This window comes from Nocardia sp. NPDC059764, assembly GCF_042732555.1.
GTDB lineage: Bacteria > Actinomycetota > Actinomycetes > Mycobacteriales > Mycobacteriaceae > Nocardia.
On the sequence record NZ_JBHWHH010000089.1, the window covers coordinates 1 to 23,617 of the forward strand.

Annotated in this window: 20 protein-coding genes; 5 read left to right on the forward strand and 15 right to left on the reverse strand. The window is 70.8% G+C overall.

The features are described from left to right. The 5 genes from ACFV4K_RS20330 to ACFV4K_RS20350 form a co-directional block, all read right to left on the reverse strand. On the reverse strand, positions 1-668 hold a 668-nt coding region (locus ACFV4K_RS20330; protein ID WP_379276775.1), incomplete at its 3' end, for an ABC transporter permease. Beyond that, positions 668-1,678 (reverse strand): ABC transporter ATP-binding protein, encoded by a 1,011-nt coding sequence (locus ACFV4K_RS20335; protein ID WP_379276777.1) that lies wholly within the window; start codon positions 1,676-1,678, stop codon positions 668-670. The genes ACFV4K_RS20330 and ACFV4K_RS20335, both read right to left, overlap by 1 nt. Then, a complete protein-coding gene (locus ACFV4K_RS20340; RefSeq protein WP_379276778.1) occupies positions 1,675-2,589 on the reverse strand; it encodes a universal stress protein in 915 nt (304 codons plus the stop codon). Before ACFV4K_RS20340 ends, ACFV4K_RS20335 begins: the two co-directional genes overlap by 4 nt. A 117-nt stretch (positions 2,590-2,706) precedes the next feature. Further along, positions 2,707-3,339 (reverse strand): flavodoxin domain-containing protein, encoded by a 633-nt coding sequence (locus ACFV4K_RS20345; protein ID WP_379276780.1) that lies wholly within the window; start codon positions 3,337-3,339, stop codon positions 2,707-2,709. Between the two features lie 35 nt (positions 3,340-3,374). Further along, the gene (locus ACFV4K_RS20350; protein ID WP_379276781.1) at positions 3,375-4,337 is read right to left on the reverse strand and encodes a 1-phosphofructokinase family hexose kinase; all 963 of its coding nucleotides are present in this window, start codon (positions 4,335-4,337) and stop codon (positions 3,375-3,377) included. Between the two features lie 167 nt (positions 4,338-4,504). On the opposite strand from ACFV4K_RS20350, the gene ACFV4K_RS20355 reads away from it, so the two are divergent. Genes ACFV4K_RS20355 through ACFV4K_RS20365 form a run of 3 tightly spaced genes read left to right on the forward strand, consistent with a single transcriptional unit; the run spans position 4,505 to position 9,368 of the window. Then, positions 4,505-5,065: a universal stress protein gene (locus tag ACFV4K_RS20355; protein WP_379276783.1), complete on the forward strand. Its 561-nt coding sequence runs from the start codon at positions 4,505-4,507 to the stop codon at positions 5,063-5,065. Continuing rightward, a complete protein-coding gene (locus ACFV4K_RS20360; RefSeq protein ID WP_379276785.1) occupies positions 5,062-6,585 on the forward strand; it encodes an AAA family ATPase in 1,524 nt (507 codons plus the stop codon). The genes ACFV4K_RS20355 and ACFV4K_RS20360 overlap by 4 nt, the downstream gene beginning before the upstream one ends. Next, entirely contained in the window at positions 6,582-9,368 is a 2,787-nt protein-coding gene (locus tag ACFV4K_RS20365; RefSeq protein ID WP_379276786.1) for a cation-translocating P-type ATPase, read from the forward strand. Before ACFV4K_RS20360 ends, ACFV4K_RS20365 begins: the two co-directional genes overlap by 4 nt. Positions 9,369-9,397: 29 nt before the next feature. Here ACFV4K_RS20365 and ACFV4K_RS20370 read toward each other — a convergent pair whose 3' ends face one another. Genes ACFV4K_RS20370 through acsA form a run of 5 tightly spaced genes read right to left on the reverse strand, consistent with a single transcriptional unit; the run spans position 9,398 to position 14,858 of the window. After that, the gene (locus ACFV4K_RS20370) at positions 9,398-9,649 is read right to left on the reverse strand and encodes a hypothetical protein (protein ID WP_357283770.1); all 252 of its coding nucleotides are present in this window, start codon (positions 9,647-9,649) and stop codon (positions 9,398-9,400) included. A gap of 5 nt (positions 9,650-9,654) precedes the next feature. Beyond that, positions 9,655-11,094 (reverse strand): 2-oxo acid dehydrogenase subunit E2, encoded by a 1,440-nt coding sequence (locus ACFV4K_RS20375; protein WP_379276788.1) that lies wholly within the window; start codon positions 11,092-11,094, stop codon positions 9,655-9,657. 1 nt (position 11,095) lies between these two features. Next, positions 11,096-12,064 carry an alpha-ketoacid dehydrogenase subunit beta gene (locus ACFV4K_RS20380; protein ID WP_379276789.1) on the reverse strand — a complete coding sequence of 323 codons (969 nt, stop codon included), beginning with the start codon at positions 12,062-12,064 and terminating at the stop codon, positions 11,096-11,098. Next, positions 12,061-13,044, reverse strand: a complete 984-nt coding sequence (gene pdhA, locus ACFV4K_RS20385) for a pyruvate dehydrogenase (acetyl-transferring) E1 component subunit alpha (RefSeq protein WP_379276791.1) — start codon at positions 13,042-13,044, stop codon at positions 12,061-12,063. Before pdhA ends, ACFV4K_RS20380 begins: the two co-directional genes overlap by 4 nt. Further along, positions 13,041-14,858, reverse strand: coding sequence for an acetate--CoA ligase (gene acsA / locus ACFV4K_RS20390; RefSeq protein ID WP_379276792.1), 1,818 nt, complete (start codon positions 14,856-14,858; stop codon positions 13,041-13,043). Before acsA ends, pdhA begins: the two co-directional genes overlap by 4 nt. 182 nt (positions 14,859-15,040) lie before the next feature. Here acsA and ACFV4K_RS20395 point away from each other — a divergent pair, with 182 nt between their 5' ends. Together ACFV4K_RS20395 and ACFV4K_RS20400 are read left to right on the forward strand one after the other, a co-directional pair. Further along, entirely contained in the window at positions 15,041-15,688 is a 648-nt protein-coding gene (locus tag ACFV4K_RS20395; protein WP_379276793.1) for a DUF2267 domain-containing protein, read from the forward strand. 28 nt (positions 15,689-15,716) lie between these two features. Further along, positions 15,717-16,868: a site-2 protease family protein gene (locus tag ACFV4K_RS20400; RefSeq protein WP_379276794.1), complete on the forward strand. Its 1,152-nt coding sequence runs from the start codon at positions 15,717-15,719 to the stop codon at positions 16,866-16,868. A gap of 22 nt (positions 16,869-16,890) precedes the next feature. On the opposite strand, the gene fdhF is transcribed toward ACFV4K_RS20400, so the two are convergent. From fdhF to ACFV4K_RS20425, 5 genes are all read right to left on the reverse strand, one after another. After that, the gene (fdhF, locus tag ACFV4K_RS20405) at positions 16,891-19,593 is read right to left on the reverse strand and encodes a formate dehydrogenase subunit alpha (RefSeq protein WP_379276795.1); all 2,703 of its coding nucleotides are present in this window, start codon (positions 19,591-19,593) and stop codon (positions 16,891-16,893) included. Next, a complete protein-coding gene (locus ACFV4K_RS20410; protein WP_379276797.1) occupies positions 19,590-21,179 on the reverse strand; it encodes an NADH-ubiquinone oxidoreductase-F iron-sulfur binding region domain-containing protein in 1,590 nt (529 codons plus the stop codon). Before ACFV4K_RS20410 ends, fdhF begins: the two co-directional genes overlap by 4 nt. Before the next feature lie 138 nt (positions 21,180-21,317). Beyond that, positions 21,318-22,262, reverse strand: a complete 945-nt coding sequence (locus tag ACFV4K_RS20415; RefSeq protein ID WP_379276798.1) for a ribose-phosphate diphosphokinase — start codon at positions 22,260-22,262, stop codon at positions 21,318-21,320. A 133-nt stretch (positions 22,263-22,395) separates the two neighbouring features. Further along, positions 22,396-22,665 (reverse strand): DUF1918 domain-containing protein, encoded by a 270-nt coding sequence (locus tag ACFV4K_RS20420; protein WP_379276800.1) that lies wholly within the window; start codon positions 22,663-22,665, stop codon positions 22,396-22,398. Between the two features lie 89 nt (positions 22,666-22,754). Continuing rightward, complete coding sequence (locus tag ACFV4K_RS20425; protein ID WP_379276802.1) at positions 22,755-23,615, reverse strand: alpha/beta fold hydrolase; 861 nt, start codon at positions 23,613-23,615, stop codon at positions 22,755-22,757. Positions 23,616-23,617: the final 2 nt, after the last annotated feature.

A 23,617-nucleotide genomic window follows, 5' to 3' on the forward strand; every position in this document is an offset into this window, starting at 1 on the left:
TGGTGAAACGGCGACCACGGTCCCCACGGCCGCACCGCCTCCACGATCCGCGAGGCCGCGAACAGGACGTAGGCGCCGACGGCGGCGACACTCGCGCCCGTGAGGGCCACTCGCCGTCGGCCGGTGGCCGCGCCGATCGCCAGGGCCAGTCCTCCGAACGGCGCGGCCAATGCGATCATCGCGACCGAGCCGGTCGCGGCCGCACTGATGCCGACCTGCATCCCGAACACCGCGGAACATCCGATCACGGCGGCGAACAGGACGGCCCCGAGCATGGTGAGCCCGGTCAGCAGCACCGCACTCTGCTCCAGCAGCAGGCGCATCGGCGTCACCCGGGTGATCAGCAGCACCTCCAGCGTGCCGGACTCCTCCTCGCCCGCGATGGCGCGAGCGCCGCGCGAGATCGCGAACACCAGGAACAGGATGGGCAGCATCATGCTGTACAGCTCGGTATTGAGAAATCCGGTGCCGCTGGTGAATTCCTCGATCGCGAACAGCTTGCGCAGGGATTCCGGATAGCTGGCAAGCATCTCCTTCAGGCCCGAAATGTGTGAGATCGACGGCCACAGCGCCGATTCCAGCAGCACCAGCGCCACGATGCCGATGCCCCAGCCGATCAGGCCGCGACGTTGATCACGCAGGCACTTCAGGTACACCGTGGCGAACATCAGCGATCCTGTCCGTAGTAGGTGAGGAAGACATCCTCGAGGTCGGGTTCGTGGCTGACGATGTCGGACACGCCATACGGTGCGACGACCTTCAGCAGCTCCGCCGTCGATCCGTCGACCTCGACGTGTAAGACATGACCGGAGCCGCGCTCCACCGATCGGACCCCCTCCACCGCCCGCAGCGGCGTCGGATCCGGTAGCGCCGCATCGAAGGTGAGGTCGATCCGGCGCAGCGACTGCGCGGTCAGCTCGGCGACCGACCGCACCTCCACCAACCGGCCGTGACGCAGGATCGCGACCGTGTCCGCGACCGCCTGCACCTCCGAGAGCACGTGCGAGGACAGGAACACCGTGCGCCCGGAATCCCGGACCTCGCGCAGCATCGTCAGGAATTCCCGCTGGATGAGCGGGTCCAGTCCCTGCGTCGGCTCGTCGAGCACCAGCAGGTCCGGCTCGGTCATGAAGGCCTGCACGATGCCGACCTTCTGCCGATTGCCGTGCGACATGGCGCCGATCCGCACCGAGGTGTCGAGATCCAAGCGCTCGACGAGGCGCTCGAGCACCGCGGCTTCGACGCCGCCGCGCAACCGGGCGAGGTAGCTCAGGTACTGCCGGGCGGTCAGGTCCGGATAGGCGACGAACTGGCCTGGGAGATAACCGATGTGGCGTTGCGCTCTCGACCGCTCGCGCACGACGTCGGCCCCGGCCACGGTGATCGAGCCGCGAGTGGGGCGCATCAGACCGACCAGCATGCGAATGGTCGTCGTCTTCCCCGCGCCGTTGGGTCCCAGGTAGCCGAAAATCACACCGTCGGGAACCTCGAGGCTCACCTCCGCCAGCGCGGGCGAGCGGCCGTAGGACTTGGTCAGGTCCCGCATCACGATCATCGCCGAGGTCTGCCCGGGCCGTCCCACGGGGGCCGGAACCCGCACGCCACTCGGCGCCGAACCGTGGGGATGGTCCTCCGGGAATTCGCGCCGGGTGAACCGCGAGGCGTCTGTGCTGGTCATCGGGTCGCCGGCCGGGATCGGACCACGAGCACCGGGCAGGTGGCCGCGTACAGCACGGCGGTGCTCACCGAACCGAGCACCATCGCGTCGAAGCCGCCGCGGCCGTGCGAGCCGACCACGAGAAGCTGTGCGCCGTCGGCGAAGTCGAGCAGGGTGCGGACCGGGGTGTCGCAGCGGATATGCCGTTCGACCCGCACGTCCGGGAATTCCTCGGCGAATCCCGCGAGGCCCTCGGCCAGTACCACGTCCTCGTGCTGCCGGATCGCGTTCCACCCGGCCACTTCCAGATCGAAGCCGCTGATTTCGCTCCACGCATGCACCGCGATCAGCGGGGCTTTGCGCAGCGACGCCTCCTCGAAGGCCATCCGCACGGCGGGCAGGCTGTTCTCGCTGCCGTCCACGCCGACGACGACCGGCCGGTCCAGGGTGCTGCGACCGAGGTCCGGTTCTCCGTGCACGATGGCCACCGGGCAGTGCGCGCGGCGCGCCAGCCCTGCGCTCACCGAGCCGAGTACGGCCCGCCGGATCGCACCGCGTCCGCGATTGCCCACCACCATCATTCGGGCCCGCTCGGATCGTTCGATCAGCGTCGGCAATGCCGGCTCTTCGACTGTCTCGGCGGTGAGGGCGATGGTGTCCTCCGGCGCGACGTGGTGAGCGGTCCGGACGGCCTCGGCCAGCACGCGCCGCGCCTCGTCCCGCACCGCCGCGTGCTCGGCCATCCCGTGGGCGGTCCAGGGCTCACGACTCGACTGGACGCCGTAGGCCACGACGATGTGCAGTGGCCATCCGCGCGATTCGGCCTCGCCGGCGGCCCAGGCGACCGCCTGGTAGGAGGTCTGGGAGCCGTCCACCCCGACCACGATGGGCCACGGGTCCGAATCCGATCGGGGGGTCGCGGTGTCCGGCATGATTCCTCCTGGTCACGATGGATGTATCGAGCATCTCGCCGCCGCGGATCGGGTCCCAGAGACCAATGTCACGGCCTGTCCGGGCCCTCGGGCTCTGATTCCGGGGCAGCCCGCGACCTAGTGGCGCCGCGGCAGCTGCTGCTCGGCGATGTAGTTGCGGATGGTGGCCAGCGTCGCCCCGGCGCGCGAGGTACGCGGCGGCGGGGCGACCGGCGGATTCGGCTGTGCCGCACCGGCATGCAATGCGGCGGCCACATGGGTGGCCCAGGCGCCGATCGCCTCCCAGTCCCGCAGATCCGTGGCCGGTAGCACGTGCAGGGGAGAGCCGGGTAGCTTCCGCATCCAGCGGTCGAGTCCGCGCAGCGCCGCGGGATCCCACCGGCCGCCGAACAGGGCCTGGGAGAAGGGCGTGAGCCAGGTGTAGCGGTCGAGCAATGCGTCCAGCTGGGGACGGACGTCGGATTCGGGCCGGGTCGGCTCGATCCGGCCGGTCGCGAAGACCGCGACATCGCGGTGCGCCAGCACCGGGCCGAATCGGCTCAGGAAGCGGCGTGCCGGGCGCGGCCAGCGACCGTAGTAGAAGGGCGCACCCACGATGACGGCGCGGTAGTCGTCGATCGAGGACACCTCGCGCATGGCGCGGCAGTCGACCTCGAATCCCGATTCGCGCAGTGTGACGGCGACGAATTCGGCGATCTCCTCGGTCGCGCCGTAGCGGGTCGCGTACGCGACCAGAATCCGGGCTTTCATGGGTGTCTTCCCCTGTTTCGGTACGGGTTGGTGTTTCAGAGCGGGACGGCCAGTTGCCCTCGACCACCGTCCGACCGTGGAGTCAGCTGGTGGAACAGTTCGGCGATCCGGTCCGGGCGGCCCGGCCCTGTCCCCGGCGTCACGAGTGCGGCGGTCGCGGCCGCGATGCCCAGGCGCACGGCGGCATCGAGCGGGTAGCCACGCGCGAGGCCCACCACGATCCCGCCCACCTGAGCGTCACCGGCGCCGATTCCACTGCGCACCGGGACCTCGATCGAGGCGATCCAGTGGGCGTCGTCGCGGGTCACCGCAAGGGTGCCATCGGGTCCCATGGACACCACGACGACCTCACTGACCCCCTGGTCCACGAGTTCGCGCGCGGCGGCGATCCTGGACTCGCGGTCCGGCAGCGCACGACCGGCGTAGTCGGCCAGTTCACGCGCGCTCGGCTTGATCAGGTGGACGCCCCGGCGGACCGCGTGCAATGCGGCCCCCGACGTATCGAGCACCAGCGGAACGCCGAGGTCACCCAACAGATCGGCCAGGCTCTGATAGAAGGTCACCGGAACTCCGGGCGGCAGACTGCCGCTGGCGACGACGTATCGGCATTCCTGTGCGGCACGTTCGATCCGGGCCAGGCAGCGGTGCACCTCCGGCGCCGTCAGCCGTGGACCCGGCAGTACGAAGCGGTATTGCGCGCCGGTGTCGGCCGCGGACACCGAGAAGCTCTCCCGGGTGTGTTCGCCGACCGGTACCGGCAGCACCGGGATCGCGGCGTCGCGCACCAGCTGTTCGAGGAGCCGGCCCGGCGGTCCGCCCGCCGGGAATATCGCGGTCACCGGTTCCCCCAGCGCGGCAATCGTGCGAGCGACATTGATCCCACCCCCGCCGGGGTCGAATCTCGGTGCGGTACAGCGGATCTTGTCCGTCGGCGCGATGTGTCCGGCGGTGGTGGCGATATCGATCGCCGGGTTCATCGTCAATGTCAGGATCGACATCGGCCACCTTCTGGGGTTCCGGCGGGAAATGTTCTGACACAGCTGATTTCACGCCCGATCAGGGTGGAGCGGTAGGGCATGGGGTAGTCCCCGGCCGGGACTGTCGTCGTCTCGGGAGGGACCGAAGTCCTCTTTTTCCCCGGCGACCCGAGCGCGACGCTGAAGGCATGGATACCGATGCCTCCCTGTCGCGCGCTGCGGTTCGTCCGGCGGAGGATGCGCGGCGAGGGCCGGTCATCGCCGGAATCGACGGATCCCGCGCGGCGATCCGCGCCGCCGAGTGGGCCGCCGCCACACACGGAGACGTGCTGGTGGTCGTCACCGACCGGCACTCCGCGAAACCCGCGCTGTCGGCGGCCTTCCAGGCGGCACACGAACGCGGCGCCGATCTGGTCGTGGCGCGGATCTGGCCGGGGCGGCCATGGACTGGCGTCGAGGAATGGGGAAGCTCCCCCGCACTGGTCACCGATGCGCAGATCAGGCACTGCCGGCGCGACTTTCCCGACGTCGGGTTCCGGCCGGTGACCGTGGTCGGTGATGTGGTGAGCGCGGTCGAGCGGTTCAGCGCCACCGCCCAGCTCGTCGTGGTCACCCACGATGGCGAGGCCATCGCGCCCACCCGGCTCGGCCGGACGACCCAGGATCTGGTCTGCCATGCGTCCTGCCCGGTGCTGGTGCTCCCCGACGGGCCCGCCCCGGACGTGAACGCCGAGGCGGTCCATCGATGACCACCACGACCGAGCCGCCACTCGACAGGGCCGACCGAACCCAGCTTTCGCCGGAGATGCGAGAAACCCACACCGGGCTCGTGGTGCTGTTCGGCGACCGCGCGTACAAGGTGAAGAAGCCGGTCTCCACCGACTTCCTGGATTTCTCCACCGTCGTGGCCCGCGACCGCGCGCTGCGGCGGGAACTCGAGTTGAACCGGCGCTGGGCCGCGGATGTCTATCTGGGACTGGCCCATCTCACCGATCCGCTGGGCGGTCCGGCCGAACCGGTGCTGATCATGCGGCGCATGCCCGAATCACGCCGTCTGAGCACACTGGTGGCCACCGGGGAGATCGGCTGCGATCAGCTCGCCGAACTGGCCGTGATGCTGGCCCAATTCCACCGCAACGCGGCCCGCGGCCCCGCGATCGATCGCGCCGGAACGCCCGACGCGCTGCGCCGGCGATGGGAAATTCTGTTGAACGGCCTGCGATCCCAACCGCCTGACGAGCTCGAGACCGCAGTCGTCGCCCGGCTCGAGCGGCTGGCGCTGCGGTTCCTCGACGGCCGCGCGCCGCTGCTGGCGGGGCGCATCGCCGCGGGCCGGATCCTCGACGGTCACGGCGATCTGCTGACCGAGGACATCTTCGCGCTGAGCGACGGATTCCGGATCCTGGACTGTCTCGACTTCGACGACTCCCTGCGCTACGTCGACGGCCTCGACGACGCCGCGTTCCTGGCCATGGATCTCGAATTCCGAGGGCGGACAGCGCTGTCGGAGGCCTTCCTCGACGAGTACCTGCGTGCCGCGGGCGATGCCCCGCCCGCTTCGCTGCGCCACCACTATCTCGCTTACCGGGCCACCGTGCGCGCGAAGACCGATCGCATCCGGTCCGCACAGGGCGAACCGGAATACGCGGCCCACGCCCGCCGGCACGTGGATCTGGCGCTGCGGCATCTGGCAGCGGGCGCGGTGCGGCTGGCGCTCGTCGGCGGACTGCCGGGAACCGGAAAGTCCACCATCGCAGCGGCTTTGGCGCACGAAACGGGCGCGGAGGTCATCTCCAGCGATACCGTGCGCGCGGAGCTTCGCGCTCGGGGAGCGATCACCGGAACCACCGGCGTCCTGGACGAGGGAGCATACGTCCCCGAGGCGAAGGCGCTCGTCTACTCGCGCATGCTCGAACTCGCGCACCAGCGACTCACCCATGGTGTCTCGGTCATCCTCGATGCCGCGTGGATCGACGCGGAGGAACGCGCCCGCGCCCTGGCCCTCGCCACACGGACGCATGCCGATTCGATCGAACTGCGCTGCGCGTGCCCGCCGCCGATCGCCGCCGCCCGCATCGGGAGCCGCCCCCGCGGCGACTCGGACGCCACCCCGCAGATCGCGAAGGCCATGGCCGCCGTCGCCGCGCCCTGGCCGACGGCCACACCGCTGGATACCGCCGCACCGATCGACGCCACCGTCGCACGGGCTTTGCTCGCGTGGAACGTCACCGATGAATCCCCGTGCGCGCCCGGCGGCGAACACCCATGACCCGATCCGATGCCGCGCCGACCACGGTGGCCCCGGTCGCGACCGGGCCCGATCCCACCGAACGCATCGACGCCCTGCTGCGCGACCTGCGCAGCAGCCGGACCGGACTGACCGATCGCGAGGCCCGCCGACGGCTGGTCCAGGTCGGGCCGAATCAGCTCGAGCGCCGCGGCGGGCGGGCCTGGCCGCGCGAGCTGGCCCGGCAGTTCACCCATCCGCTCGCGCTGTTGCTCTGGGCCGCGGCGGGATTGGCGTGGGCGGTGGGTATCGTGCCGGTCGCCATCGCCGTCCTCATCGTCATCGTCATCAACGCCGGATTCGCGTTCGCGCAGGAACGTCATGCCGAGCGGGCGGTGGAGGCGCTGGCCGCGTATCTGCCGCGGCGTGCACGGGTCCTGCGAGACCGGTCGGTCGCCGACATCGAGGCCACCGACCTGGTTCCGGGCGATGTGCTGATCATCTCCGAGGGCGAACGGATCTCCGCGGATGCCCGCGTCCTCGACGGCGGCATCGAAGTCGACATGTCGGCGTTGACCGGTGAGTCCATGCCGGTCTACCGGTCCGCTGACCTCGCCGACGCCGGAGTGCCGCTGCTGCACGCCCGCGATCTCGTGTTCAGCGGTACGACGTGCACCGAGGGCGAGGCCCGGGCAGTGGTGTACGCGACCGGTATGCGTTCGGAACTGGGCCGTATCGCCGCGCTCTCGGAACGGGTGCGCCGCGACGAGAGTCCGCTCGAACATCAGGTGCGCCGGGTGGCCTGGCTGATCGCTCTGGTGTCGGTGGCGCTCGGGGCGGCGTTCATTCCGCTGGCCACTCTCGGAGCCGGACTCTCGTTCGTGAACGCGGTGGTGTTCGCGGTCGGGCTCCTGGTCGGCAATGTTCCCGAGGGTCTGCTTCCGGTGATCACCCTGGCGCTGGGTATCGGCGTGCGCGAACTCGCCCGGCGCGGGGCGGTGATGAAGCGGCTCAGCGCGGTCGAGACCCTCGGATCCACCGATGTCATCTGCACCGACAAGACCGGCACCCTCACCGAGAACCGGATGCGCGTCGTGGTGGCGCACACCGCGGGCGGGCGGTTCGACTTCGCGCCGGATCACGCGCCGGCCCGCCACGTCACCCTGGACCGGATGGCCGCGGCCATGACCGCCTGCAACAACGCGCGGGTCACCGGCTCCGGCGATCACCTTCCCTCCGGCGATCCGACCGAGGTCGCCTTACTCGAAACCGCTGTGGCACTCGGCTTTCCAGTGGACGAGAACCTGCGCCGACAGCGGCGGATCCGCCAGTTCCACTTCGATTCGGCGCGCAAGCGGATGTCCACCCTCGATGCCGGAGCATCCGGTGCGCGTGTGATCCATGCCAAGGGAGCGCCCGAAGCGGTACTGCCGCTGTGCGTCCTGGAACTCGACAGCCAGGGGCGGCCCGTCTCCCTCACCTCTGCGCGGCGGCGGCAGCTGAATGACGTGGTCGACGAGCTGGCCCGGCGGGGACTTCGGGTGCTGGCCGTGGCCGAACGCGCCCTGGACGACGGCGAACCCGATCCCACCCGGCCGGACGACGCCGAGCGCGGATTGACCCTGCTCGGTGTGGTGGCGATGGAGGATCCGCCGCGCGCCGAGGTCGCCGACGCCGTGGCCGCCTGTCACACCGCCGGAATCCGGATCATCGTCATCACCGGCGATCACGGCCTCACCGCCGCCGCGGTGGCCGCGCAGGTGGGCATCACCCGCGCCGAGCCGGTCATCGTGACCGGTGCAGAACTCGACCGCATGAGCGAGGACGACCTCGACCGGCTGCTCGCGGGCGGCGCCGACCTGATCTTCGCCCGCTCCTCCCCCGAGGCGAAGCTCCGCATCGCCGACGCGCTGCGGGCCGCGGGCCATGTGGTGGCCATGACCGGGGACGGCGTCAACGACGCCCCCGCCCTGCGGCGCGCCGATATCGGTATCGCCATGGGACGCTCGGGAACCGACGTCGCCCGCGAGGCGGCCATCATGGTGCTGACCGACGACAACTTCGCCACCATCACCGCCGCCATCCGCGCGGGCCGGCGCGTCTACGTCAACATCCGCAAGTTCATCTTCTACATCTTCGCCCACGCCACCCCCGAAATCGTGCCGTTCCTGGTGTTCGCGCTCTCGGGCGGGGCGGTACCGCTCCCGCTCACCGTCCTGCAACTGCTGTCCTTCGACGTCGGCACCGAAACCCTGCCGGCGCTGGCGCTGGGCCGCGAGCCCGCCGAACCCGGCCTCATGCATCAGCCGCCCCGCCCCAGCGGCGAACCGGTGATCCGCGCCCGGATGCTGTTGCGCGCCTGGCTGTTCCTCGGCGTGTTGTGCGCGGGGTTGGCGATGGCGGGATTCTTCTTCGTGCTGTTGCGCGCCGGCTGGCATCCGGGCGCGCCCACCGGCCCTGGGACTCCCCTGCACCACGCCTACCAGCAGGCCACCACCATGACCCTGCTGGGCATGGTCACCGGCCAGATCGGCACCGCCTTCGCCGCCCGCACCGAACACGCCTCCCTGCGCTCGATCGGCGTCTTCTCCAATCCACTGCTGTTGTGGGGCATAGCCTTCGAGCTCGCCTTCACCGCCGCCATCATCTACCTCCCGCCCTTGCACGCTCTCCTGGGCACCGCCGCCCTCACCCCCGCCATGCTCGCCTTCACCGCGCCCTTCCCCCTGATCGTGTGGGGCGCGGACGAATTCCGTCGCTGGCTGATCCGGCGTCGCACCGGCGCCCGGGAGCCGGGCGCCGAACGGGTCCGCCTCTCGGTGTGATGACTTCCTCGGCGCGGACCGGGCCCGGCTCACCCCCCGGTCAGAAACTCGACGCAGGCGGCGATGGTGGCCAGACGGGGATAGTCCGATTCCTCGATGCGGCGATCCGCCGCGGCGGAGAGGCGTTCGACGAAAGTGAGGAAATCCAGGGAATCGAGCGCCAGGGTCGCACGCAGTGGAGCGTCGCCGGGCAGCGACGCCAGGCGGTCGGGAGTGTCGAAGCCGTGCAGGGCATCGCGGACGAGACCGTCGGCGACCTCGCCGGACAGGGTGGTGGCCATGGCTTTCAGAGCTCCTCGGGGGTTTGCAGCAGAGCGTCGACGGTATGGAGGAAGCGGGCGCCGATCGCGCCGTCGGAGGCGCGGTGGTCGGCGGAGAGGGTCGCGGTGAGCTGGGGGCGCACGCCGAGCAGGCCGTCGACCGCGCAGGGACGCTCGGTCACCGCGCCGAAACCGACGATCGCGACCTGCGGGGCGGCGATGACGCCGAAGACCGAATCCACGCCCAAGTCACCGAGATTGGTGACGGTGATGGTGGCGGGGGTCGCGTCGGTCGAGCGCAGGCGGACGGCGCGGGCGCGTTCGGCGACGCCGCGCAGGGCGGTCATCACGGCCGGCAGGGCGAGGCGGTCGGCGTCGGGGATGGTGGGGACGATGATGCCGCCCGCGCGCATGGAGACCACGACACCCAGGTGAACGGCCGAGGCGGCGTGGAATTCGTCGTCGATCCAGTGACCGTTGAGCTCCGGCACCACGGTGGCCGCACGGGCGACGGCCGCCAACAGCAGGGCGGCGGGCAGGATTCGGTCCGCGACGGGGACCTGGCGGTTGTGTTCGGCGAGCCAATCGCGCGCGCGGGTCATATCGATGGTGCTCGACAGGTAGTAGTGCGGGACGGTGCGTTTGGATCTCGTCATCGCGGCCGCGATCAGTTTGCGGACCTCCGCCGGATCGTGTTGCGGCGCAGGGCGTCCCCGCTCGGGACGGGCCGTTGCCGCTCCCTCGCTTCTCGACCGCTCCGATTGCACGGCGGATCGGCTCGGGGTGGACGTCGTTTCGGCCGCGGGCGGGGACGCTGCCGCCCGCACGTCGGCCGCCCGGACCGCGCCATCGGGTCCGCTGCCGGTCACTCCGGTGAGATCCACACCGGTTTCGTTCGCCAGCGCCCGCGCGTAGCCGGTGGCGCGCACCCAGGTGTCGGACGCGCCAAGGCGTTCGGTCACCGCGCGGTCGATATCCGCCCGGACGATGCGACCGCCGGGCGCGGAGCCGTGCACGGTCGCCAGATCGATCCCCGCTTCGGCGGCGAGGCGCCGGATGAGCGGTGTCGCTCGAAGCGTGGACTCGTGTCCGTCGTGACCGTGCGGCAGTGCGGGGGCTGGGCCGACCGGCCGAGTGGGCTGCTCCGGCGCCCCCGTCTCGGACTGCGCGCCACCGGCTTTCGCGCCGACCGGTACGGTCGTGACCGCCGGCGCGGCGGTGGCCGCGGACGGGGAGGTCTCGATGGTCGCCAGTGGTGTTCCGACAGGCACCGTAGCTCCCTCGGGAACGAGCAGTTCGCCGATGACGCCGTCGTCGAAGCATTCGACCTCGATCGCCGCCTTGGTGGTGTCGACCTCGGCCACCACATCGCCCTTGTGCACGGTGTCGCCCGGTCGCACCCGCCATTCGAGCAGCACGCCCTCGGTCATGTCCGCGCCGAGCGACGGCATCCGGAACTCGGCCACCTCAGTTCACCGCCTTGCGGACGGCCTCGGCGACGATGTCGGGTTGTGGCAGCGCCGCCTCCTCGAGCTGACGGGCATAGGGGATCGGCACCTCGGCGGTGCACACCCGCGCGATCGGGGCGTCGAGCAGGTAGTAGCCGTTCTCCGCTGCGCGAGCGGCGATTTCGGCGGCGATGCCGACGCTGCGCCAGCCTTCGTCCACGACGATCAGGCGGTGCGTGCGGGCGATCGACGCGAGGACGGTCGCCTCGTCGAGGGGGCGCAGCGTGCGCAGGTCGATGACCTCGGCGGAAATGCCCTCACCGGCCAGCTGTTCGGCCGCGGCCTCCGCCACGCGCAACGCGCCACCGTAGGACACCAGGGTGGCGTCGGTTCCGGAGCGCCGGACGACAGCCGCATCGATATCGACCGCACCGGCATCCGAGGGCAGCTCGCCTTCGCTGTTGTAGAGCGCGATCGGCTCGAAGATCAGCACCGGATCCGGATCCTGCAGCGCGGTCCAGAGCATGCCGCGCGCGTCCGCGACGGTGGCGGGCGACAACACGCGTAGGCCCGGGATGTGCGCGTAGAACGCCTCGAGGCTGTGCGAATGCTGGGCTCCCAGTTGGCGTCCCGCACCGGTGGCCATCCGGATCACCAGCGGCACCCCGAGCTGACCGCCGGACATGTGCCGCAAAGTGGCCGCGTTGTTGAGGATCTGGTCCAGCGCCAGCAGGCTGAAGTTGACGGTCATGATCTCCACGATCGGCCGCAGGCCGCCCAGCGCCGCACCGATGCCCGCGCCGACGAAGGCGGACTCGCTCAATGGGGTGTCACGGACGCGCTCGGGGCCGAACTCGTCGAGCAGTCCCCGGCTCACGCCGAAGCAGCCACCGTACGCGCCCACGTCCTCCCCCATCAGGAAGACCCGCTCATCGCGGATCAGGGCTTCGCGCAACGCTTCCCGGACGGCTTCGCGATAGGTGGTCATCTCGTCTCCGCGTACACGTGGCGGGTCAGGTCGGTGACCAGTTCCAGCGGCGCGGCCTCGGCCGCGGCGACCGCGGCGTCGATCTCCGCGTCGACCTCCGCCTCCAGCTTCACCTGCGCATCCGATGCGACGGCTCCGGCGGCGGACAGCTCGGCGAACAGCCGTGGAATCGGGTCGCGGGCTTTCCATCGCTCGATCTCGGCCTTGTCGCGGTAGCGGTCGGCGTCGTACATCGAATGCGCGCGGAAGCGGTAGGTGCGCAACTCCAGGAAGCACGGGCCGCGCCCGCCGCGAATGGACTCCAGGGCCCGGCGCGCCGCCGCCGCGACCTCGACCGCGTCCATGCCGTCGACCGGCCACGACGCCAGCCCGTACCCAGCGGCTCGCAGCGAGAGATCGGTGACCGCGTGTTCGCGGCGCAACGCCGTTCCCATCGCGTACTGATTGTTCTCACAGGCGAACAGGACCGGCAGCCGCCACAGCGCGGCCAGGTTCAGGCATTCGTGGAATTCCCCCTCCGCGACCGCGCCGTCGCCGAACAGGCACACGGTCACGGTGTTCTCACCACGCAGCGAGTCCGCGAGCGCCAGCCCCACCGCCAGCGGCAGCCCGCCGCCGACGATGGCGTTGCCGCCGTAGAAGCGGCGCTCCCCGTCGAACAGGTGCATGGACCCGCCGCGCCCGTGGCTGCATCCGGTGGCCCGGCCGTACATCTCGGCCATGACGGCGTCCATCGGGACGCCGCGGGCCAGCGCGTGCCCGTGCTCACGGTAGGTCGACACGACCGCGTCACCGGGCTCCAGGACGCTCAGCAGTCCGGCGGCCACCGCTTCCTCCCCGATCGACAGGTGCAGGAATCCGCGAATGGCCTCGGTGCTGTAGAGCTGGACACAGCGTTCTTCGAAGCGGCGGATGCGGATCATCTGACGCAGCAACGCGATTCGCTCGTCGATCGCGGCCTGGTCGATCGCCGCGGTCATCGGGCGCTCTCCAGCGTCGAGACGTCGCCCTCGGGAAGTCCGCGGTCGCGGGCCTTCAACAGGCGCCGCATCACCTTTCCGCTGCGGGTGTGCGGCAGCGACTCGGTGAACACGATCTGCTTGGGCGCGACCGCCCCCAATTGCCTTCTGCCGAAGGCGATGATGTCGTCGTGCAGCTCCGGCGAGGGTTCGTGGCCGGGCCGCAGTTGCACGAAGGCTTTGACCAGCTCGCCCGCCACCGGGTCGGGGGTGCCGATCACCCCGGCTTCGGCGACGGCCGGATGCGCCATCAGCACGCTCTCGACCTCGAACGGTCCGATCAGGTGCCCCGCGGATTTGATCACGTCGTCGGCCCGGCCGACGAACCAGAAGTACCCGTCGCCGTCGCGCCGCGCCAGGTCCCCGCTCAGATACCAGCCGGCCGCGAAAGCCCGTGCGTACTTGACGGGTTCGTTGCGATAGCCGCGGAACATCGAGGGCCAGCCGGCCCGCAGGGCGAGCTCGCCGACCTCGTCGTCGGCCGCGTACTCGACCGCGCCGTCGGTGATCGCGGCGCGGCCGTCGGGGCCGCGGCGCAGGACCGTGGCTTCGATCCCGGGCAGCGGGCGGCCCATCGAACCGGGCCGGATCTGCTCGGCAGCCAGGTTGGCGATCATGATCGCGCCGGTTTCGGTCTGCCACCAGTTGTCGTGCACCGCATGGCCGAGCACCCGTTTGCCCCAGACGACGGCCTCGGGGTTGAGCGGTTCGCCCACGCTCGCGACGAACCGCAGGCTCGACAGGTCGGTGCCCGCGGGCAGCTCGTCACCGCGGCGCATGAGCATGCGCAACGCGGTCGGGGCGGTGTACCACACCGAGACCCGCTCGGTGGTGAGGATGTCATACCAGCGCCGGGCATCGAACTCGGCCTCGTCGCTGATCAGCGTGACGCCCAGAGCGAGGGGCGCGATGACGCCGTACGTCATCCCGGTGACCCAGCCGGGATCGGCTGTGCACCAGAAGATGTCGCCCGGGCGCAGGTCCAGAGCGTAGTGAGCGCTGATCCGGTGCGCGAGCACGGCCCCGTGCACGTGCACCGCGCCCTTGGGCATTCCGGTGGTGCCGCTGGTGAAGTGCAGCAGGGCGGGATCCTCGGGGCCGGTTCGCACGATCGGGAACTCCTCGGGAACCAGTGCCATCGCCAAGGCCAGACCCACGGTGTCGTCGATCTGCGGATCGTCGACGCCGGCGTCGGTGAGCAGCACGTGCCGCAACGCGGGCACCGCCTCGCGATTCGATGCGATCTTGCGGCGATACTGGTCCACGGTGGTGATCAGCGTCGTCGCGCCGGATATCTCGAGCCGCTGCCGCACCGGCTCGGGACCGAATGCGGAGAACAGCGGCACCACGACGCACCCGGCCTTCCACGCCCCGAGGCAGGCGATGAACAGCTCCGGGGTGCGGCCCAGCAACAGACACACCCGGTCACCGCGGCGCACGCCCAGGTCACGCAGCACGTGCGCGAATCTGTTGCTGAGCGTGGCGAGTTCGGCGTAGGTGAGGGTGGTGGCATCACCCGCGGCCGGCAGCCAGCGCAGCGCCGGCGTATCGGCCAGCGGCGTGCCCAGATGCCGGTCGACGGCTTCGTGGGCGATGTTCAGACCCCCGCCGGGCAGCCCGTCCAGACAGCGGCGCGCGGACTCCCAGGTGAATTCCCGGCACGCCATCTCGTACGCCGTGAGATTGGCCTCGGCGCGCTCGCGCGCGGTCTTGTCGATCGGTTCCCAGCGCATCGTCTCTCGCACCGGCGTGCCCTGGTGGTTCGCGGTCTTCATCGGTACCTCCCATAACCAGTCAACGACCGCGACCCCGGCGGGTGGCAGGGCGTAAAGACCATCGCCGCGAGGACCTCCGTCGCCGGTGCTGTGGCACGAGTCCTCTGCCCCGCACGTCCGCTCGGAGCGCAGGCTCGAGCCAGTACCCGAGTGCCCGATCACCGTCCGAAAGGCCGTATCCGATGAGCCATCACACCGATCCGTTCGCACCCAGCGTGCACACCGCTCACGAATGGCTGGCGGCCGTGGCCCACGGCATCGACACCGAGGACCGATTCGTCGCCCATCGCGCTCTGCGGGCCTGGCTGCACACCGTGCGTGACCGCTTGAACGTCAATGCCGCCGCGCACGTCAGCGCCCAGCTGCCGGAACTGCTGCGCGGGATCTTCTACGAGGGCTGGATGCCCAGCCAGGTACCGGTCCCGCACGACGTGCCGTCCTTCCTGACCCAGTTCGCCCGTACCGCGGGTGTCGGCACCGAGGAAGCGGTCCCGCTCGCGGGCATCGTCACCGACACCCTCGCCGACCTGTTCTCGCCCGGCCAGCTCGATCACGTGCTGGCTCAGCTGCCGGTGAAGCTGCGCTTCATCCTGCTCGGGACCGATCTGTCGGCCCTCTACGCGGGTGCGGCGGCCTTCCCGGAACCGGAGGTGTCACCGATCGAGGCACTCGAACACCGCGTGAACGCGCTCGCCGAGGCGGTGACGGCCCTGGTGCACGGACTCGAGTTCCCCGCGGAGGGCGAACTCGACACCGGCGCGGGGTTGTCGGCGGCGCAACGCGCCCACCGGATCCTGCTCGCCGAGGGCCTCGCCGGCCCCGGCCACTGACCCGGACGAGGACGAGGACGAGGACATCATGCCGATCCGATCCACCCTCCCGCTCGGCCACGTCGCCGGCATCCGCCTGGGCGCGCACTGGTCGGCCGGGGTAACCGTCGGGCTGTTCACCTGGGTGCTGGCCTCCTACCTGCGGGGCACCGCGAGCCCCGGAATCATCTGGGCGGCGGCGCTGCTCGGGGCGCTCACGCTGATCGCGTGCCTGCTCGCCCACGAACTGGCGCATTCGATCGTGGCCACACGGCACGGAGTCCGGGTCGAACGCATCGTGCTGTGGCTGCTGGGCGGCGCGTCCGAGCTCGCCGACGAACCGCGCGACGCCCGCACCGATCTCCGGGTCGCGCTGGCCGGGCCGGCCACCAGCCTGCTGCTGGGCGTCGTGGCCTACGGCGCGGCGGCGCTCGCCGCCGTCTTCTCTCCCGGCGGCCCGGTGACCGCCACCCTGCTCTGGCTGGCCACGGTCAATGTCGTTCTCGCCGTGTTCAATATGCTGCCCGGAGCGCCCCTCGACGGCGGCCGGGTGGTGCGCGCGCTGTTGTGGCGCCGCAGCGGTGACCGTCTACGCGCCGAGACCACCGCCGCCCGCATCGGCCGATTCGTCGGCATGACGCTGGCCGTTCTCGGCGTCGCCGAGATCTTCGCCGTCGGTGACTTCGGCGGCCTGTGGCTGATGCTGCTGGGCTGGTTCCTCTACACCGCCGCCAACAGCGAACTGATGCTCTCGGGTCTGCGACACCGCTTGGGCGACACCACGATCGGCGAGATCATGACACCCCACCCGATCTCGATCCCCGCCGATCGCACCGTGGAACAGCTCCTCGGCTCGGACATCGTCTACACCCATCACCGCGTCTTCCCCGTCGTCGACGCCGACGGCCGACCCCGCGCCATCCTGGCCTGGGCCGATCTGCTGCGCCCCCGCACCGCGGTCCACCCCGGCCTGCGCGTGTCCGAACTGGCCCGCCCCCTGCAGCCCGCCGCGATCGCCGGGCTCGACGCTCCTCTCGGGGACGTGATCGCCCGAATAGTCCTGCGTCCCGATCTGGACGCCATCGCCGTGGTGAACCCCGACGGCCGGCTCGCGGGCGTGGTCACCGCCACCGACCTCGCCCTCGCCTGCGACCGCTCGGCCCTCGGCCTGCCCGCCCACCCCACGCAGACCTCCTCCTGACCGCCGCTTCGGACCGCGCCGATCAGAGTCGCTCCCGATTCGGCGAAACCGGCAGCACAGCGACGGCGGTCACCTTGTATTCCGGGCACCCGGTGACGGTATCGATACTGGCGGAGGTCAATTCGTTCGCGGGCGCGCCGGGAAAGTGGAACGCGGTGAACAACTCGCCAGGGAGTACTTCGTCGGTGATCCGGCTCCCGAGGATCATGCTGCCTCGGCGGCTGCGGATTTCGACCGGGTCACCGTCGCCGATGCCGAGGGCCGACGCGTCGGACGGGCAGATGTCGAGCGTTTCGGCCCCGAGCAGGTCCAGATTGGGGGTGCGCCGGGTCATCGACCCGGTGTTGTAATGCTCGAGGCGGCGTCCGGTGACCAGGACGAACGGATAGGCGCCGTCGGGCTCCTCACCCGGCGGCAGATAGGGGCACGCCGCCAGCACAGCCCGGCCGTCAGCCGTCGCGAACCTGTCCAGGTACAGCGTCGGCGTACCCGCGTCACGCTCGTCCCGGCACGGCCATTGCAACGGTGTCGGCAGGTCGAGCCGGGCGTGGGAGACGCCTGCGAACATCGGTGCGAGACTTGCGCATTCGGACAGCGCCGCCGCCGGCGTCGCACACCCGGGGTCGGCGTCCAGCGCGGTGGCGAGCGACCGCAGGATCTCGAAGTCGGTGCGGGCGTCACCCGGCGGCGTGAGCGCCGGGCGCACGCGCTGGAAGCGGCGCTCGAAATTGACGAAGGTGCCGTCCTTTTCGAGGAAAGCGGCCGCGGGGAGCACGACGTCGGCGAGCTCGGCGGTGCGTGACAGGAAGATGTCCTGACTGACCACGAACTCGCACGCCGCCAGCGCGGCCCGCACGTGGTGGGCGTCGGGGTCGGAGGTCACCAGGTCCTCCCCGATCACGTAGAGCCCGCGCAGCCGACCGTCGAGCGCGGCCGTGAACATCGCCGGAATCCGCAAGCCCGATCGCTCGGGTACGGGCGCGCCCCACGCCGCGGCGAAGCGAGCGCGGATCGCGGGGTCGGCGACCGGCTGGTACCCGGGCAGCACGTCGGGCAGGGCGCCCATGTCGGAGGCGCCCTGCACATTGTTCTGGCCGCGCAGCGGCAGAATTCCGCAGCAACCGGGAGTGCCGACGGCTCCGCGCAGCAGCGCGAGATTGGTCAGGGTCCGCACCCCGTCGGTACCGTGCGCGTGCTCGGTCACACCCAGGCCGTACACGATCAGCGGATGCCGTGCGGCGCCGAACAATCGTGCCGCCTCCATGAGCGCCGACCCGGATATCCGGGCGAGCTCGGCGACCCGCTCGGGTGGATAGTCCCGCAGCAGGTGTTCCAGCTCGGGCAACCCGCGGGTGCGGGTGGCCAGGAACTCCGCATCGACGCGGCCCTCCGCGAGCAGGGCTCGGGCGATCCCGTTGAACACCGCCACATTCGAGCCGGGCGCGCCGCGCAGGTGGACATCGGCCAGTTCGGCCAGCGCGGTGCGGCGAGGATCGACGACGATCAGCCTCGCGCCCGCCAGAACCCGGTGCACGATGCGTGATCCGACCACCGGATGTGCCTCGGTCGGATTGGCTCCGGCCACCAGAATGCAATCGGCGCGGTCGAGATCGTCGAGCGAGTTGGTGCCACCCGCGTAGCCCAGCGATGCGGTCAGCCCGGCCGCGGTGGGCGCGTGGCACAATCGTGAGCAGTTGTCGATATTGTTGGTGCCCAGCACTGTTCGCGCGATCTTCTGCGCGAGGTAGTTCTCCTCGTTGGTCGCGCGAGCCGAGCAGATCATCCCGATCGCGGCACCGCCGTGGGCCTGGCGGATGCGGGTCAGTTCGCGTGCCACCACGGCGAGCGCCTCCGCCCAGGAGGCCGGGCGCAGCGGCGAGCCGCGACCGCCGGAGCGGATCAGCGGCCGGGTGAGCCGGTCGGACGCGGACACGAATTCGTAGGCGTACCGGCCTTTCACACAGGCGTGCCCGCGGTTCACCGGCGCGTCACGAGTGGGGGTGACCGACACGATGCCGCCGGCATCGGCGTGGACGTCCAGCCCGCAACCGACGCCGCAGTAGCCGCAGGTGGTGGCGGTGGTGGCGGTGAAGATCCGGCCGTCCGCGCGTTTGTCGGTCAGGGCACCGGTCGGGCACGAATCGACGCAGCCGCCGCACGCGACGCACGGTGACTCGGCCCACGGTCCGCCGTCGCCCGCGCGGACCGTGGTTCCGAAGCCGCGCCCGCCCAGCTCCAGGGCGAAAGTGCCCTGTACCTCGGCGCACATGGACACGCAGCGGCCGCACGCGATGCACAGGTCGCGGTCCACGGCGATGTAGGGATGCGAGTCGTCGCGCGCCTCGGCACGGTGGGCGCCGTGGAACCCGCTCTCGCGCACGCCCATCCGCTCACAGACCTCGACCAGTTCGCTGCGTTGCGCCGGGAGATCGAGAGCTCGCGGCGGCAACTCGGAGACGATCAGCTCGAGTGCTCCACGGGCGGCCCGACGGGCTTGCTCGTCGTCGGGTTCGATGCGCATGCCCGCGCGCACCGGTGTCGTACAGGCCGCGCTCACCCGGTCGTCGGCGCGGACCAGGCAGACGCGGCAGGACCCGCGCGGGGTCAGCCGGTCGTCGAAGCAGAGCGTCTCGACGTCGGCGTTCGCGGCCCGGATGGCATCGAGCACCGTCGCGTCACTCGCGATCTCGAGACGAGTGCCGGAGACGAAGACCTCCACCATCATCGCCGCGCCGCCTCGGAACCGGGGTAGACCCGCAGCAGGCTGCGCACCGAATCCGCCACGCCCACTCCGAAGGCGCACATGCTGGCGGTGTGCATGATGTCGAGCAGCCGGTCCAGCTCGCTGTCCCCGTCCGACGATGCCGACCGCGATGTATCGCACAGTTCGAGGCCGCGCCGGGTGCCGACGCGGCACGGTGCACACGCTCCGCAGCTCTCCCGCGCCGCGAACCTCCACAGCTCACGCAACAGTTCACCGGGCGCGATGTCCTCCGGAATCGCGACCAGACCGGCATGCCCGAGCGCCACCCCCAAAGCGGCGAGATCTGCGGTGGCCAAACCGGTTTCGAGTTCGTCGACGGCGAGAAAACCCCCGAGCGGACCGCCGATCTGCAGTGCGCGCAGCCGCCGCCCGCCGCGCAGGCCACCGCCCAGTTCCTCGGTGATCCACCGCAGCGGGACGCCGTACTCGACCTCGTAGACGCCCGGCCGTTCGAACTCCGAATTCAGGCTGACGAGTTTGGTTCCGGTCTCATGCGGGCGGCCGAAGCGGGCGTACGCCGCGCCGCCGTGCAGCGCGATCCAGGGGAGCGCGGCCAGGGTCTCCACATTCTGCACGACCGTCGGCAATCCTCGATATCCCCGCTCGGTCGGGTACGGCGGGCGCGCTTGCACCGAGCCACGCAATCCCTGCAAGGAGCGCAGCAGCGCTGTCTCCTCCCCTGCGACATAGGAACCGGCCCCTTGCTGCACGACAATGTCGAAGTCCAGGCCGCTGCCGTGCACGTTCTCACCGAGATGCCCTGCCGCGCGGGCGGTTTCGACGGCATCACGCAGGACCTCGGCAGCCCTCGGATACTCCGATCGCACCAGCACCCGCCCCTGGCTCGCACCGACAGCGCTCGCACACAACGCGAGTCCTTCCAGTACCCGATGCGGGTCGCCCTCCATCAGCAGCCGGTCGCAGAACGAGCCCGGATCGCCTTCGTCACCATTGGCGACCACATACCTGGGACCCGGATTCCGCTGCGCGGAACGCCATTTGGCGGCCGCCGGATATTCCGCGCCACCGCGGCCGCGCAGCCCCGCGCGGTCGACCTCGGCTGTGAGCTCGGGCCACGACCGCCGATCCAGCACCTCGGTCCACGCCCGCCAGGGCTCGGCGCCGCCGCACAGCCCGGCCAGGGCGATCGGTTCGGCAGACGCGCAATGGTAGGGAATCGCAGGTACGGGCGTCCCCGCGGGCACGGTCACCGCCAGCCCGTCGCGCAGCGCCGCCGGAGCCGCGTAGCAGCAGCCCAGGCAGTACACCGTCCGCGCCCGCGGTGGCGCGCCGACCCCGCCGCGGGCGACGAAGCACCCGGTGCCCGCACACTCCCGATCTCCTTGTCCGGCAGCGAAATCGGCATAGAACGATGCCGCGCCGGCCACCGCGGCCACCGGCAGCGCCGCGGCCCGCGCGATCGCGCTCACCTCGGCTCGGCTGATCTCGCCGCGCGCCTCGTGCGCTTCCCGCAGTCGTTCGGTGATGTTCGCGGTCACGGCACCATCGACCCGCACCTGCATCCAATCACGGGGTCGGGAATCCATCGGCTGCCCCCTTCTCCACCTGGGCTGTTGCGGACCCGCATCGACCACTCTGCCCCTTTCCGCGTCGATCCGACAGGGGCGGGACGTCGCCCGATCCCAGGGCTTCGGTATCTTCCCCCGGTCCGGGCCGGGATCGCGTCACGCCGATCGTGGACCCATTCGCGCCGGGGCGAACAGATCGTGCAGTGGCAGGTCCTCGTGCATGCGGGCGATGGCCTCGGCGAGCAGCGGCGCCACCGAGCACACTTCGAACGGAGGCGCCACGGCGGCGTGCGCCACGGTGTCGGTGACGAGTACGCGACGCACATCGAGCCGATGGAGGTGAGCGGCGCCGGCCAGCGGGCCGTGGCTCGCGGCCACGACGATGTCGGCCGCATGGTGCCGCAACATCCCCACGGCCGCTTCGACGGTGGCGCCGGTGCAGATCATGTCGTCGACGATCACCGCCGGGCGGTTTCGCACATCGCCGAGCAGAGCGATCGCGCTGACACTCGACTCGGTTTCGCGGTACTTGCGAACCAGTGCGACCGAGTCCCCGGTGATGGCCGCGTACCGCTCGGCGAGTGTCGCGGCGCCGGCATCGGGCGCGACGATCACGGTGTCGCCGCCACGCACCGGGCTGACCCGCTCGGCCAGAAGCGGGACGGCCGTCAGCGTCTCGACGGGTATCGGGCTCACCGATTCCAGCGCGGGGGTGTGCGGATCGATGACGACGAGCCGTTCGGCGCCCGCACCCGCGATGGCTTCGACGACCACCCGCAGCCCGAGCGCCTGCCCGGACACGGTCCGCCGATCCTGCCGGGAATAGCCGAGGTAGGGCACCACCGCGGTCACCCGGGCCGCCCGCGATCGGCGGCAGGCGTCGAGCAGGAGCAGCAGTTCGACGAAGTTGTCGTTGACCGGCGGCGCGGTGGACTGCACGACATACACGTCCTGGCCGCTGACGTGGCCGACGATCGGGCGGATCTCGCCATCGGGGAACCGTTCCAGCACGACGCCGAGCGCGTCGGCGTCGAGCAGTTCGGCGACCGCCGCGGCGAGCGCCGGATTCGCGCTGCCGGATACGACGCGAAGCGGAGTCATGATCGTCTTCCTTCCCTGATCGGCTTAGGTTGTTCCTCGTATCCGAACGTTCCCACCGCGGTGCGGGTGGGCGGCAGGGCCGGATGCCGCACGCTCGAGGGTCGTTGGACTCCGCGATGCCGTGCCGGTCAGCTCACGCCGGGTGCAGGTGCGGATTCGGGCGGTGCTGCATCGAGGACAGGCGCGCGGACTCGAGATCTTCCCGGCTTCGCAGGTCCTCGGCGCTCAGCACGTAGGCGTCGGGTCCGGGGAAGATCAGGGATCGGTGCCCGGTGTCGGTCCAGTGCACCAGGTATGGCGGTTCCCCGTCCTTGCCGTGGACTTCCTCGATGAGACCGCGGCGAGGGGTGCCGCCGGTGGTGCGATGCTCTGCGATCAGCCAGTCGCCCTGTGTAGCAAACATGATGCGAACCTTCCTGTCTCCTCGGCACTCGATGTCATCCTCGTCCGGCTTCCGATGCGGGGGAAGGGCCGGAGGTCCCGGCGGGGAGGTCAGGCGGCACCGGTGCCGGACGTGAAAGTGAGTGCCTCACTGACCACTTCACCGAAGCGGGTCGGGTCGGCGAGCAGCCAGCAGTGCCGGCCTTCGACGGTGATCGTCCGGATCTCCTCGTGCGCGGCCCGCAGCGTCTGGGTCGCGGCCGCGGGGATCACATTGTCCTCGTTGCTCCAGACGATCAGTATCGGCAGGCCCCGGCTGCCGAGTGCGGCCAGTTCGGCGGTCAGGTTCGCGGTTCTGACGAGGGTGACCGCGCGCCAGAAGACGCGTGGATGAGCGAGTGCGGCCGGGACGCCGTCACGGAGGACGACCGGCAGCACGCGGGTCAGCTCGGGCACCGGCAGGAGATCGGCTTGCAGGTGCAGGCCCCAATCCCACAGCGGCCGCCGGGTCATCGCCACCAGCGCGCCGCGGCCGTCGACCCAGACCGAGCCGCCGACCGAGTTGACCAGGATCAGCCGCTCCACCAGGTCCGGCGCGTCGTGGGCGGTCAGGATGGCGACGGCGCCGCCGAACGAGTGGCCGATCAGGGTGACCGGTTCGGCGATACCGACGGCCCGGATGAACGCGGCGACCCAGGCCGCGTAGCCCTGGATACTGGTGCGGTCGGCGGGCAGTTCGCCGGTCCCGCCGAAGCCGGGCATCGTCGGCGCATACACCCGCATCCCGCGACGCGCCAATTCCTCGAGCGCCGTTCGATAGGTACGGTTCGACAGCCCGAATCCGTGCAGCAGCACCACGCTGGGACCGGTGCCGCCGACCAGGTAACGGCTGCCCTCGCCGTCGATCGTCACGGTCCGCCACTCCAGCTCGCTGCTGTCGGTCCGATTGCCGCGCTGCCCTGGGAACTCCATGT

Coding starts and splice junctions, on each gene's coding strand:
- ACFV4K_RS20335 (WP_379276777.1), bottom strand. CDS start 1,678: ATGACCAGCACAGACGCCTCGCGGTTCACCCGGCGCGAATTCCCGGAG.
- ACFV4K_RS20340 (WP_379276778.1), bottom strand. CDS start 2,589: ATGCCGGACACCGCGACCCCCCGATCGGATTCGGACCCGTGGCCCATC.
- ACFV4K_RS20345 (WP_379276780.1), bottom strand. CDS start 3,339: ATGAAAGCCCGGATTCTGGTCGCGTACGCGACCCGCTACGGCGCGACC.
- ACFV4K_RS20350 (WP_379276781.1), bottom strand. CDS start 4,337: ATGTCGATCCTGACATTGACGATGAACCCGGCGATCGATATCGCCACC.
- ACFV4K_RS20355 (WP_379276783.1), top strand. CDS start 4,505: ATGGATACCGATGCCTCCCTGTCGCGCGCTGCGGTTCGTCCGGCGGAG.
- ACFV4K_RS20360 (WP_379276785.1), top strand. CDS start 5,062: ATGACCACCACGACCGAGCCGCCACTCGACAGGGCCGACCGAACCCAG.
- ACFV4K_RS20365 (WP_379276786.1), top strand. CDS start 6,582: ATGACCCGATCCGATGCCGCGCCGACCACGGTGGCCCCGGTCGCGACC.
- ACFV4K_RS20370 (WP_357283770.1), bottom strand. CDS start 9,649: ATGGCCACCACCCTGTCCGGCGAGGTCGCCGACGGTCTCGTCCGCGAT.
- ACFV4K_RS20380 (WP_379276789.1), bottom strand. CDS start 12,064: ATGACCACCTATCGCGAAGCCGTCCGGGAAGCGTTGCGCGAAGCCCTG.
- pdhA (WP_379276791.1), bottom strand. CDS start 13,044: ATGACCGCGGCGATCGACCAGGCCGCGATCGACGAGCGAATCGCGTTG.
- acsA (WP_379276792.1), bottom strand. CDS start 14,858: ATGAAGACCGCGAACCACCAGGGCACGCCGGTGCGAGAGACGATGCGC.
- ACFV4K_RS20395 (WP_379276793.1), top strand. CDS start 15,041: ATGAGCCATCACACCGATCCGTTCGCACCCAGCGTGCACACCGCTCAC.
- ACFV4K_RS20400 (WP_379276794.1), top strand. CDS start 15,717: ATGCCGATCCGATCCACCCTCCCGCTCGGCCACGTCGCCGGCATCCGC.
- fdhF (WP_379276795.1), bottom strand. CDS start 19,593: ATGATGGTGGAGGTCTTCGTCTCCGGCACTCGTCTCGAGATCGCGAGT.
- ACFV4K_RS20410 (WP_379276797.1), bottom strand. CDS start 21,179: ATGGATTCCCGACCCCGTGATTGGATGCAGGTGCGGGTCGATGGTGCC.
- ACFV4K_RS20415 (WP_379276798.1), bottom strand. CDS start 22,262: ATGACTCCGCTTCGCGTCGTATCCGGCAGCGCGAATCCGGCGCTCGCC.
- ACFV4K_RS20420 (WP_379276800.1), bottom strand. CDS start 22,665: ATGTTTGCTACACAGGGCGACTGGCTGATCGCAGAGCATCGCACCACC.
- ACFV4K_RS20425 (WP_379276802.1), bottom strand. CDS start 23,615: ATGGAGTTCCCAGGGCAGCGCGGCAATCGGACCGACAGCAGCGAGCTG.